The sequence below is a fragment of the Sphaerospermopsis sp. FACHB-1194 genome (genome assembly GCF_014696235.1).
Classification (GTDB): Bacteria; Cyanobacteriota; Cyanobacteriia; order Cyanobacteriales; family Nostocaceae; genus Sphaerospermopsis; species Sphaerospermopsis kisseleviana.
This window is the reverse complement of record NZ_JACJPU010000023.1, coordinates 18,608-30,763: the sequence shown is the minus strand read 5'-3', so window position 1 is coordinate 30,763 and position 12,156 is coordinate 18,608. Positions and strand designations below refer to the sequence as shown.

Below are 12,156 nucleotides of genomic sequence, written 5' to 3'. Positions count from 1 at the left end.
AGCTGATAAAATTACCAATTTATTCCTATGATAAAATAATGATACTAATTGATTTATTTATTGTCATAATCATTTTTATTTGGGTTTTATGGAGAGTTAGAATAGGATTTATTTCTAGTTTTACTGGTGGTAAACTGGATGAATATATTAATAGATGGGAGATTTATGCACCGCGATCCTATGAAAAGATTAGAAACAGTGATGATGTTTTAAATATTGCTAAAAATACAGGTTTTTCCGAAAGTAAAATTAAAAGAATAAAAGAGCATATATTTTTTCAACAACATCAATTAGATGATAGTATTAGAACATTTGATCCCGATCCTGATATTGCTGATGCTTGGTTTAGATTACAAACAGGAGATTATAATAATGAGGATATAAAGTTATTAGAACATGAATATTTTGAATCTCGGTTTGAAGGAATATTTAAAACAGATTATCGTACTGCCCATAATGCTACCCTGAAATCAGGGAGAACTTGGACTCCTGAATAAATAAAATCAATATTGGGTGAAAATTATAGGAGAGTTTTATGGCTTTTTATGTAATGTTAGTTAAGGTTAATGAAGATGATCAAGGTGTTACTTATAATTTCGGTACTGACCCCGAACATTTAGGGAAAGTTTATCTTGATAAACATAATGGAAAAATTCAAGAAATTGAAGCCATTAATATTGAAAATTATCAGCATATTTTCACCAGAGCAGTGGTTAAATTACGTCAGCATTGGAAAGCAGGTAATTTTCCCGATCATACTTGTTGGGCTTCTTAAGCGAATTTTATCAAGGGAAGTTTTGGTTATTGTTAGATGGTGTTGATGAAATGGGAGAATCTTCACCTATACAAGCATTAAATAAAATTGCTCAAGAGTTAACAAACTGGTTAGGACAAGCAAGAGTTATTTTAACTTGTCGGTTAAATGTTTGGGATGCTACTACTAATAATAATATTTTACCTGGGTTTACTACTTTTAAAACTCAAGAATTTACACCTGAAGATGTAGAGAAATTTATTAGAGATTGGTTTGCAAAAGCGAATAAGATTAATCATGGTGAAAAGTTAATTGCACAATTGCGGGAAGAAGGGAAAGAAAGAATTAGAGAGTTAGTAACTAATCCTTTAAGATTAAGTTTATTATGTCAGATTTTTGATCAAGATGAAAATGGAGAGTTACCAGAAACTAAAGCTCAATTTTATCAGCTTTTCACTCGTTATTTTTATGAATGGAAACCGGAGTTAGTTCCTGATTTAATCACATCTTATGAACTAAGAGAAAAGTTACATCAAGGGTTAGGTAAGTTAGCTTTAGCAGGAATTAATAGTGATGTGAGATTTAGATTAAAAAGAAGTTTTGCTGTTAAAGCAATGGGTGATGAAAGGTTATTTAATTTAGCTTGTGAGGTTGGTTGGTTAAATCAGGTAGATAGGGATGCTGTAAATGATGAAGATGTTTATGCTTTTTTTCATCCTAATTTTCAGGAATATTTTGCAGCTTTAGTTATTGATGATTGGCGTTATTTTTTAAATCATGTTGCTGATAATCCAGATCAGGGAGTTTATCGGGTTTTTGAGGCTAAATGGAAGGAGGTAATTCTATTATGGTCTGGTAATAAAAATGGAGGACAAGCATATCAAGATCAAAAAGAGGAATTTATTAAAGCATTATTTGATTTTCAAGATAATTGTGATAATTTTTATTGGTATCAATCCATTATACTTGCATCTCATATAATTACTGAATATAAAGAATGTAGTCTTGCAGAAGCTATTGTATGGTTAATTTCTTCTTGGGCAGTTGGTGATTTTAATGAGCAAGAACAGAAATGGCAAGATTTTCCTCTATATATTAAAAATTTTGCAAGCAAAGCACTACTAAAAACCAATAGTAGTTTAGCAGTTGAATTTTTAGAAATTTTCATAGAATATAAAATCGGAGAGACAGGAAAAATTAATCTGCGGGATCTTGAATGTTTAGGGTTAATTCAACCAGGAAATTATTATGCTGTTAATAAAGTGATTTATCTATTACAAAATAGTAAAAATTGGTCAATTCGTCAAGAAGCAGCAAGGATTTTAGGAGATATTGCTTTCGGTAATTTGGAAGCTAAGAATGCTCTTCTTGAAGTGATTCATACCAAAACTGGTGATCTCCTTGCTTCCATTCCAGATTTTAAGGTTGACTCTGAGCCAGACTCTATTACTAAATTAAGGCAAGGATTAGAACGTTCCAAGATATTGAATAATAAATCTGAACTGGATTTTAGAGCATCGGAAAGTCTATATAAAATTGACCCAGGCAACCCGGAAGCTATCAAAACTTTAATAAATATGTCCTGTTGGTATATAAGTGCAAAATGTACTTACGAAAACGCAATTTTCCTACTCAAATCTATTGGTTTGCGTCAACCAGAAGCAATTGTAGAACTGAGAAATAAACTAAATTCCAATAATGAAGCAGTCCGTGGAGCAGCAGCAGAAATTTTTGCTAAAGTAGAACCTAATAATCAAGAAGTAATTGACATTTTAATTGAATTACTCTGCAATGGTAGTCCAGTAATTGGCGAAGTAGAAGATTTATTAACTGGTAATAAAAAATCTGAAATTTTAGAAGATTATCGTCATTATGCAGAGTACGCTTTAATATCAGTTGGTGTTGATAATTTGATCGTTATTAATAAACTAATTGATTTACTCTATTCTGTGAATAAAAGCGAAAATATTGTCAAAATTACGAATATTTTGGCACAAATAGGTACTGAAAACACTGAAGTTATTTCTGTCCTAACTAATGCACTTAAAAATAATCTTAATGATAAATTTCGTCGAGAAATAGCTGAAAATCTTGGTATTGCCGATCCTGGTAATAAAGAAGCTATTGATACGTTACTTAACTTACTTAACAATAGTGAAAATACAACTGATTGTATAACTGTTATGTGGAGTTTAGAAAAAATTGCTGTTGGTAATGATAAGGCTATTGAATCTGTAGCTAATTTATTACCAAACTTTCAGGATATTCAAATCTGGAAACGTGCATTTAGTACATTAGAAAAAATTGCTGTTAATACCCATAATAAAATCGCAGTTAATGTACTTACAACGCTGTTAGATAATTACAAAGATGAAAGTATTATGTACACGGTAGCTGATCTTTTATCAATTATTGATCCAGATAATGCCATAGCTACCGAAGTTTTGAGTAAATGGTTTCCTCGTGATATGCAGTTAGGTTTTTCTAAAAAGTTATGGGAAATTTTAAATCTGGATAAAATACCTAAGAAAATTTTCGATTCCACTAAATATAGAAAAGAATCTCAGGAATATATATGGCATTGCGCCCAAAATATGAGTTATCCAAAATTTTACCATGTGTGGCATAGCAGTAAATTATCACTTAAAAACCTAGAAAACCAATTTACAGATACCCATTCCCTCCTCACCCAACTCCAACCCACAACCAAAACATATCCCCTTCCCCTCAACCTCAAAAACCTACAAAACGAAACAGACATCATAGAAATATCTCAAGAAATTTGCAACCAAATTTACCTCACAGCATTTACCGCACCCGAAGAAATTCCCACAGTTATCAACGCACCTCAACTAAAAAGCAAAATTCCCCAAATCAAAAAATATCTAAAAACCGAAAACCTAGCATTAATTATCAACAACTGCGAAGCAAATGAGACTATTATCAACTTCTGTAATAAACTCACAGATGTATTACATATCGCCTTCATCACAGAACAACCATTAAACCCACCATTAAGAGGTTTTCCCCAGCAACAAAACCTACTCAATACTATTCAAAATTGGATTAATGAGATAGAATAAAAAATTGAAAACCCCTACTCAACAACTCATCAAAAAACCAATCCCATCAAATGCAAATTACCCAAAGTCTCCACACCGCCATCCTCGTCACCGACTTAGAACGCTCAGAACACTTTTATGGCACAATATTAGGACTCGCAAAAATTGACCGCACCCTTAAATATCCCGGTGCATGGTATCAACTCGGTAACTATCAAATACATTTAATAGTATCCCCAACCGTCCCCACAGACAACCAAAACGAAAAATGGGGACGTAACCCCCACATTGCTTTTTCAGTTGTGGACTTAGACGCAGCAAAAACAGAATTACAAAATCATAACTACCCATTTCAAGCAAGTGCTTCCGGTCGTCCTGCCCTCTTCACAAAAGACCCCGATAATAACATTATTGAACTTAGTCAACAATAATAGTCGTAGGGGCGAAGCATTCGGAAAATAGCTTTGGAGAAAAATTAATAATTGTTCGCCCGAATGCTTCGCCCGTACAGGAGTCAGGAGTCGGAATATGTGCTGATATCAGGAATATATAGATAGAAATTACGCAAAATCTCTCTTATACCCTCTTCCCTTCGTGTCCTTTGCGTCCTACCCTTCGGGAACACCTTCGGTGAACGTGGTTCGTTTTCCGTGCTTGAATTATCTGCAATTCTCAAAAGATATCTAATTCTACATTTCCCAACAGCACCCCATTAGGTAAAATAAACATCTATTTGCAAAATTGTAGTCCAAAACAAACAGGGGAACTATGGCGCGTCTGGCATTGCTGAGTGTATCTAACAAAACTGGTATAATTGACCTAGCCCGCAGCTTGGTTGAGGAATTTGGCTTTGATATCATCAGCAGTGGGGGAACAGCCAAAACCCTGAAAGATGCGGGAATATCGGTGACAAAAGTTTCAGATTATACAGGATCACCAGAAATTTTAGGCGGTCGGGTAAAAACTCTCCATCCCCGCATACATGGCGGAATTTTAGCACGGCGCGATTTAGAACAAGATGTCAAAGATTTAGAAAATAACCAAATTCGTCCTATTGATCTCGTCGTCGTTAACCTTTATCCTTTTGAGCAAACCATTGCTAAACCCGGTGTCACCTTAGCAGACGCAGTAGAACAAATTGATATTGGCGGTCCGGCAATGTTACGCGCTTCATCAAAAAACTTTGCCCACCTTACAGTATTATGTAATCCTGATCAATATGATGAGTATTTGCAGGAATTACGCCAAAATGGCTCTGCTTCTTTAGAATTTCGCCAAAAATGCGCTTTAAAAGGATTTTTGCACACCGCAAGTTATGATAACGCCATTGCAGCTTACCTAGCGGGTACGCAAAGCGAAGGTTTACCAGAAACTTACACGGTTTCCGGTACACAAATTCAACCTCTGCGTTATGGAGAAAACCCCCATCAACCCGCAGCATGGTATCAAACGGGAACTAAACCCACTGGTTGGGCAGCAGCAACGAAACTGCAAGGTAAGGAACTCAGTTATAATAATTTGGTAGATTTGGAAGCTGCACGCCGCATTATTGCTGAGTTTACCGCAAGTCCGGCAGCGACAATTATTAAACATACTAACCCCTGTGGAACTGCGGAAGCAGAAACAATTTTTGATGCTTATCAAAAAGCCTTTAATGCTGATTCTACATCAGCTTTTGGTGGTATTGTGGCTTTAAACCGGGCTATTGATGCAGCCACAGCGACGGAATTAACAAAGACATTTTTAGAATGCGTGGTTGCACCGGGTTGTGATGAAGAAGCCAAGGAAATTTTAACTAAGAAAGGTAATGTCAGAGTGCTGATTTTACCAGATTTGTTGACTGGACCCAAAGAAACAGTAAGAGCGATCGCTGGTGGTTTCTTGGTGCAAACTGCGGATGATATCGTTGCCGATACCGCTAAATGGCAAGTTGTCACCAAACGTCAACCCACACCGGCTGAGTTAGCAGAATTATTATTTGCTTGGAAAGTTTGTAAACACGTTAAATCTAATGCTATTGTCATCAGCAAAGATAGAACGACTTTAGGAGTAGGTGCGGGACAAATGAACCGGGTAGGTTCGGCAAAAATAGCACTGGAACAAGCGGGAGAAAAAACCCAAGGTGCATTTTTAGCTAGTGATGGTTTCTTCCCCTTTGATGATACCGTGAGAACTGCTGCTGCTGCGGGAATTACTGCTATTGTGCAACCAGGGGGAAGTCTGCGGGATAAAGACTCTATCCAAGCTGCTGATGAACTGGGTTTATTGATGGTTGTCACTGGTGTAAGGCATTTCTTACACTAATTTAGGTGATTGGTGATTGGGAAATAATTAATCCTGTAAAATCGGTACGTATTTTGTGATGGAAAATAATAAACATTCCCAGTCACCAGTCACCAGTCCCCAGTCACCAGTCACCAGTCACCAGTCACCAGTCCCCAGTCCCTAACATTAGTGCAGTTGTAAAAGTGGCACTCAATAGATCCGTTTTTTGATCGGTACAGTTAACATGATTTTTGTGTGTGAGGAGTAAGTTGAACTAAAAAACGCTTGGGGTGGAAACACGGCAACACTCCCAGGCGTTTTTTATTTGGCTGTATTTTCCCTGCAAACGATATATTTAATTTACTAATATAAAATTTCCAAGAAAACTCTTGCTATTCTATTGAACCAGTGATATATTCTAGTTGTGTGTGAGGAGCAAAGTTCAAAAAGCGTCTGGGGTGGAAACACGGCAACACTCCCGGACGTTTTTTGCATAGTATGAAATATAAAAACCAATATTAATATCTATGCCAATTTATCTAAAATGTTTTTCCACTCAATTTCAGAAAGTGGTTGTATTTCAACCTGCATATTAAAACTATCACAAGCAGCAGTAATTAACGCATCTATTATTTTTTCCCGATGGATATTTTCAGGTAGTTTCACAGGAGTAAAAGTATCTTTCCCAAAGACTTGTTTAAATAAATCCCCATCTGGGTGTAAAATTATAGAACCATGTTGTAAAATTGCCCTTCCCCGTCGCAGTTGGGCGCTACCAATTAATTTACTACCATCTGCTAAAATTAAATCTGCACCTGTGGCAGTTGCAAAACAGTTAGGGTTGTGAATATAACCACGGCCAGCTTGACCATAGCTTAACTCTACACCGAGCGATCGCCATCCAGCAATCAGAAATTCACAAATCTTTGTATAAGCTTGTAAACGACTACCCGGTATTTCTGAAGTTATGACTGCGTAGGTTAAATCTCCTTGGTGTAAAACTGCTCTACCACCACTAGGACGACGTACTAAATCCAGTTTATCACCATCCCCAGTTAAATTGGTGGTGAGATTTTGCCAATGTTCCGGGTATTTTTTTTGATGATAACCCAAAGAAATCGCAGGAGGCGACCAAGTATAAAACCGCAGAGTAGAAGGATGTTTTCCTGACTCATGCTGTTCTAGCAACCATCTATCAACTGCCATTTGTATTTTACCAGCAGCTGCAAAATAAGGAATTAGTCGCCAAACCTGTTTTACCACAAAATCTATCTAAAATCTAAAATCCAAAATCCAAAATCTAAAATCTAAAATCTAAAATCCAAAATTGCCTATGCTGCACCAAACTCATCTATCAAAGGCTCATCATAGTTATCCGCGATGGTAGCAACAATAGTAATAATACGGGAAATTTCCCCTGGTGACAATTCTGCTACAGTGCGTGTGCAAATGACAACCACCTGATTTTCAATAATGCCAAAACGAGCTTCCAAGGTAACGGTACAGTTCAACTCTAACAGATAACGCATTAATTTTGGTTCATCTTTAGCAGGTAATTTCAGCACCGCAGACCAAACCGTGATAGTATCTTCATCAGTAGTACCTGTGAGTTGTACAAATACTTCCACTGTTCCATATTTAAACTTCCAAAGATAAGCACCATCTGGTGTGTGACTCACCATTGCGCTATTATCTTGTTGTAGGGTGCTAATGACGTTTTCAATTAATTCTACATGACTAGGAGCCGATGTTTCAGCAATAAGTTCATCAACTAATTCATCAGGAGTGAGGGTTTCTTGGTAGCTTGTCATACAGATTTTTTCCTCAATATAGTTACTGCTTTAATCTACAACTACTTTATCGTTTGTAGGCAAAATTGGCTTGTGTCACAAGTTTAGGGAAGAGGGAACAGGGAACAGGAAAGAAGAAATAAAGGCAAAAATCAAATATGATTTCTATATTATATCTTGGAATATACCTAATTATTAATATTTTATGCAACAAATAATACCTGGCAATCATGCTTCTATTTCTCCAAATTTACAAACAAGTGTCCGCAAATTAGCAATAAACCCCAATCAATGGTATGTAGTTGCACGGAGTAATGAAGTCACAAATAACCCATTGGCTGTAACGATTTGGAAACAGGCGATCGCACTTTATCGAGATAGTACAGGAAAAGTTCACGCCTTAGAAGATCGTTGTCCTCATCGTCAAGTTAAACTGAGTCATGGGCAAGTAATAAAAAACGAATTAGAATGTGCTTATCATGGTTGGCGGTTCAATAGTGAAGGTGAATGTGCAGCAGTTCCCTATTTAGCAGATAATCAAAAATTGCCAACTTGTCAAATTCGCCGTTATCCTGTGAAAGAACAAGATGGTTTTATTTGGTTATTTCCGGGAAATAAAGAACCAAATATAGAACCAAATATAGAACCAAATATAGAACCAATGGGTTTACCAGAATGGGATAATTTAAATTATATTGCCACAGTTTCCGTGATTCAAACTCAAGCCCATTATTCTTATTTAATTGAAAATTTGATGGATATGTATCACGGACATTTGCATCAAGATTTACAAGCTTGGGCGGAAGCATCACTGCAAAATATTGATGAAGATGAAAATAAAGTTCATGCCCATTATACAGCCCAAAGTTATTATAAAATAGATAAAATTTGGTCAATCTCCCAATTATTTTTCCCTGCTTTGCGTCGGTTGCATCCTGAACCACTAGATGTGAGTTATGTTTATCCTCATTGGGTTTCTACCTTGGGTAATGATTTTAAAATTTACTGTTTATTATGTCCAGTAAACGAGACAGAAACTAAAGCCTATTTAATTCATTTTACCTCACTCAATGCGTTTTGGAGATTACACAAATTACCTGTATGGTTTAGGCGGTTTATTAAAGATAGCTTATTTGGTGCAGCACAGAAATTACTTGACGGTTTGGTGGTACAAGATGTAAAAATGATAGAAGAAGAACAACAAGCTTTTTTACAAAATCCAGAAATTAGAAATTATGAGTTAAATCGAGCTTTGGTAAGTGTGCAAAAATTGATGAAAAGTCAAGTTGAAAAATCAAGTTGAAAAATCAAGTTGCAAAATTGGGTGAGGTGTTGATACAGTAGGAGTCAGGAGTCAGGATTAAAATACAAAATCCCTGACTCAAGAAATCAGGGATTAGAAAACAGCTATTTTTTTTAGCATTTCCCTCACGCTAAAGCGGAAGCTTGAGGTTTCGCAAAAATCATTCTCCCTGCTGAGGTTTGTAAAGCACTGGTGACAACTACCCGTAGTTCAGCACCCACAAAACCGCTTCCTTCCTCAACAACTACCATTGTTCCATCATCAAGATAACCAATACCTTGAGTTGGTTCTTTACCTTCTTTGAGAATTTTCAAATCAATATTATCACCAGGTAAATAAGAAGGACGCACCGCATTTACCAAGTCATTAACATTCAAAACTGGGACTTTCTGCACACTAGCAACTTTTGATAAATTGTAGTCATTAGTTAACAGTGTTCCGTTAATTTCTTGGGCAAATTTTACCAGTTTTGCATCAACTGTATGAATCTCTTCATAGTCTACAGAATTAATTACAATCCTTTCTGGGTAAGTTTCCCGGATGCGGTTGAGAATGTCTAAACCTCTTCTACCTCGCACCCGTTTTACATCTTTACTGGCATCAGCGACTTGTTGCAGTTCCTGTAAAATAAACCGGGGGACAATTATTACTCCTTCTAAAAATCCCGTTTCTAACAATGCTTCAATGCGGCCATCAATAATGCAGCTAGTATCTAAAACTTTAGTATTTGCAGGTTTGAGAGTTCCTTCCACTACTAAAGTTTCCACAGTGTTAGGATTAATTAAGCGTAATAAACCCCGTCCGTGGGTATCTGCTAAATTCATACCCGTTACGGAAAGTATGATACTGCCAACAACAGCTACTAGAGGTTTAATAAAGCTGAAATCTGCGGGAATGGGTAATAAAAATAGCGGGGCTAACATTAAATTAGCCAGTAACAACCCAATTACTAAACCAATAGCACGAGTTAAAATGACTTCTAGAGGCATTTCTTTCACTTGTGCTTCTAAACGACGGTAAGTAGTCTGGAAACTTAAACCCACTGCACCACCGATGATAGCAGCAAAGACAGCAACAACTAAGCGTAAAGCGTCTAGGTTGGTTACTCCGTCAAGAGTTCCAGGGGGGAGGAGGTCGGTACTGAAATAACCGATTCCCGCAGAGGCGATAATAAATGAGAGAATGATAGTGAAATCAAGCATGATAATTTTTCCTGCGACTGTGTTTACCCATTAGGGTAAGGTATTTTTTATTTCAACGGTGATTGCTTGGGAAATATGAACTTACACTATAGGTTTACCAGTTAATACAATTATGCAAACATTATACCCAAAGACTTTTCCTTGCATAATTATTATTATTTTTGTTATCAAAAGATGAATTGTTGTAAAGAAACTGAGAATGGGTAATGGGTAATTGGTAATTGGTGATTGGTAATGGGCAATTTATCACCTAATGTAGATATTAAATAAATCTAAAATCTCAAATCTAAAATATTATGAGTTTTTCTGTTCCTACTGCTGCTTATGTACATATTCCTTTTTGTCGGCGGCGGTGTTTTTATTGTGATTTTCCGGTGTTTGTGGTGGGCGATCGCTCACGGGGTGAAACATCACATACAATTAGTCAATATGTTGAGGCAGTTTGTCAAGAAATAAACTCTGCACCCACTTTTAATCAACCTTTAAAAACCATTTTCTTTGGTGGTGGTACACCTTCGCTGTTATCTACAGAACAATTACAACAGATTGTAACAACATTAGAAAAGCGTTTTGGCATTGCATCTGGGGTAGAAATTTCAATGGAAATGGACCCCGGTACTTTTGATTTAGCACATATCACAGGATATAAAAATGCAGGTGTGAACCGGGTAAGTTTAGGTGTGCAAACGTTTCCAGCAGAATTGTTAAAAATTGCAGGGCGATCGCACTCAGTTGAAGATATTTTTGCAGCTATTGATTTAATTCACCAAGTCGAAATACCCGAATTTAGCATAGACTTAATTTCTGGTTTACCACATCAGTCTTTAGATCAATGGGAAAATTCCCTAACTAAAGCGGTAGAAATTGCCCCTACCCATATTTCTATTTATGATTTAACCATAGAACCGGGTACAGCTTTCGGACGTTATTACCAACCAGGAGATCAACCGCTACCGACAGATGAAACCACTGTCAAAATGTATCAATTAGGGCAAAAAATATTAACAGATGCAGGTTATGAACATTATGAAATTTCTAACTATGCCAAAAGCGGATATCAATGTCAACATAATTTAGTTTATTGGCAAAATCTGTCTTATTACGGTTTCGGAATGGGTGCAGCTAGTTATGTACAAGGTAAACGCTTTACCCGTCCTCGTAAAACCAAAGAATATTATCAATGGTTAGAAAATGGTGCAATAATTGATTGTGACATCACACCTATAGAGGAAGAATTGTTAGAAACTTTAATGCTGGGTTTGCGTTTAGCATCGGGTTTGAATTTAAAGACTTTAACCCAAAAGTTTGGTACAGAAAAAGTAGAAAAAATTAAACAATGTTTGCACCCTTATTTTGATCAAGGTTGGGTACAAATTATGGGGGAAAAATTGCGGTTAACTGATCCTGATGGGTTTTTATTTTCTAATGTTGTGTTAGCAGATTTATTTGATAAAATGGGAGAATAAGATCAATTTTGAGTAAGCATTCAGCTATCAGTAATCAGTAATCAACTTAAACCTATAATATAGATAGGAGTTGCTGAGAAAGTCTTTTCGTGGAGGTAGGGAATAGGGAATAATCCTGTAAATTTCGATTTATGATATAATTCTCCCTTGGATTATTCTAAAATCTATCATAACATAACCCTCTCAGAAGTCAAGACCCCTGAAATTACGTTGAGTCATTCGCAGCTATTCTCAATAATTTTGGGTGAAAAATGCGAGGTGAAACTTTTTTGGGAAAATTGAGTTAAGAATTGTTAAGGTAGCTCACGCTCCAG

Annotated in this window: 10 protein-coding genes; 7 read left to right on the top strand and 3 right to left on the bottom strand. The window is 36.3% G+C overall.

All coding sequences use genetic code 11. The annotated features are described in order from the left end of the window. Positions 1-38 precede the first annotated feature (38 nt). The 5 genes from H6F45_RS14510 to purH all read left to right on the top strand — a co-directional run bounded on the left by H6F45_RS14510 (position 39) and on the right by purH (position 6,120). Positions 39-497 (top strand): hypothetical protein, encoded by a 459-nt coding sequence (locus H6F45_RS14510; protein WP_242027354.1) that lies wholly within the window; start codon positions 39-41, stop codon positions 495-497. Between the two features lie 38 nt (positions 498-535). Further along, complete coding sequence (locus tag H6F45_RS14505; protein ID WP_137666953.1) at positions 536-775, top strand: hypothetical protein; 240 nt, start codon at positions 536-538, stop codon at positions 773-775. Between the two features lie 29 nt (positions 776-804). Beyond that, positions 805-3,837, top strand: a complete 3,033-nt coding sequence (locus H6F45_RS14500) for a hypothetical protein (RefSeq protein WP_190347517.1) — start codon at positions 805-807, stop codon at positions 3,835-3,837. Positions 3,838-3,887: 50 nt separating this feature from the next. After that, a complete protein-coding gene (locus H6F45_RS14495) occupies positions 3,888-4,247 on the top strand; it encodes a VOC family protein (protein WP_190347516.1) in 360 nt (119 codons plus the stop codon). 337 nt (positions 4,248-4,584) lie between these two features. Beyond that, positions 4,585-6,120: a bifunctional phosphoribosylaminoimidazolecarboxamide formyltransferase/IMP cyclohydrolase gene (gene purH, locus H6F45_RS14490; protein ID WP_190347515.1), complete on the top strand. Its 1,536-nt coding sequence runs from the start codon at positions 4,585-4,587 to the stop codon at positions 6,118-6,120. 486 nt (positions 6,121-6,606) lie between these two features. On the opposite strand, the gene H6F45_RS14485 is transcribed toward purH, so the two are convergent. Both H6F45_RS14485 and H6F45_RS14480 read right to left on the bottom strand, forming a co-directional pair. Next, on the bottom strand, positions 6,607-7,287 hold the full coding sequence (locus tag H6F45_RS14485) for a biotin/lipoate A/B protein ligase family protein (protein WP_190347545.1): 681 nt from the start codon (positions 7,285-7,287) through the stop codon (positions 6,607-6,609). Positions 7,288-7,412: 125 nt separating this feature from the next. Further along, on the bottom strand, positions 7,413-7,892 hold the full coding sequence (locus tag H6F45_RS14480; RefSeq protein WP_137666959.1) for a YbjN domain-containing protein: 480 nt from the start codon (positions 7,890-7,892) through the stop codon (positions 7,413-7,415). Positions 7,893-8,076: 184 nt separating this feature from the next. On the opposite strand from H6F45_RS14480, the gene H6F45_RS14475 reads away from it, so the two are divergent. Beyond that, a complete protein-coding gene (locus tag H6F45_RS14475) occupies positions 8,077-9,174 on the top strand; it encodes an aromatic ring-hydroxylating dioxygenase subunit alpha (protein ID WP_190347514.1) in 1,098 nt (365 codons plus the stop codon). A gap of 125 nt (positions 9,175-9,299) precedes the next feature. Here the strand turns inward: H6F45_RS14475 and H6F45_RS14470 are convergent, their stop codons facing one another. Further along, positions 9,300-10,376: a PIN/TRAM domain-containing protein gene (locus H6F45_RS14470; protein ID WP_190347513.1), complete on the bottom strand. Its 1,077-nt coding sequence runs from the start codon at positions 10,374-10,376 to the stop codon at positions 9,300-9,302. A gap of 296 nt (positions 10,377-10,672) precedes the next feature. Here H6F45_RS14470 and hemW point away from each other — a divergent pair, with 296 nt between their 5' ends. Next, positions 10,673-11,842: a radical SAM family heme chaperone HemW gene (gene hemW / locus H6F45_RS14465; protein WP_190347512.1), complete on the top strand. Its 1,170-nt coding sequence runs from the start codon at positions 10,673-10,675 to the stop codon at positions 11,840-11,842. Positions 11,843-12,156 lie beyond the last annotated feature (314 nt).

What these genes read in the sequence shown, in the direction of transcription:
- H6F45_RS14505 (WP_137666953.1), top strand. Translation starts at nt 536, where the DNA reads ATGGCTTTTTATGTAATGTTAGTTAAGGTTAATGAAGATGATCAAGGT.
- H6F45_RS14470 (WP_190347513.1), bottom strand. Translation starts at nt 10,376, where the DNA reads ATGCTTGATTTCACTATCATTCTCTCATTTATTATCGCCTCTGCGGGA.
- H6F45_RS14510 (WP_242027354.1), top strand. Translation starts at nt 39, where the DNA reads ATGATACTAATTGATTTATTTATTGTCATAATCATTTTTATTTGGGTT.
- hemW (WP_190347512.1), top strand. Translation starts at nt 10,673, where the DNA reads ATGAGTTTTTCTGTTCCTACTGCTGCTTATGTACATATTCCTTTTTGT.
- H6F45_RS14495 (WP_190347516.1), top strand. Translation starts at nt 3,888, where the DNA reads ATGCAAATTACCCAAAGTCTCCACACCGCCATCCTCGTCACCGACTTA.
- H6F45_RS14475 (WP_190347514.1), top strand. Translation starts at nt 8,077, where the DNA reads ATGCAACAAATAATACCTGGCAATCATGCTTCTATTTCTCCAAATTTA.
- purH (WP_190347515.1), top strand. Translation starts at nt 4,585, where the DNA reads ATGGCGCGTCTGGCATTGCTGAGTGTATCTAACAAAACTGGTATAATT.
- H6F45_RS14480 (WP_137666959.1), bottom strand. Translation starts at nt 7,892, where the DNA reads ATGACAAGCTACCAAGAAACCCTCACTCCTGATGAATTAGTTGATGAA.
- H6F45_RS14485 (WP_190347545.1), bottom strand. Translation starts at nt 7,287, where the DNA reads ATGGCAGTTGATAGATGGTTGCTAGAACAGCATGAGTCAGGAAAACAT.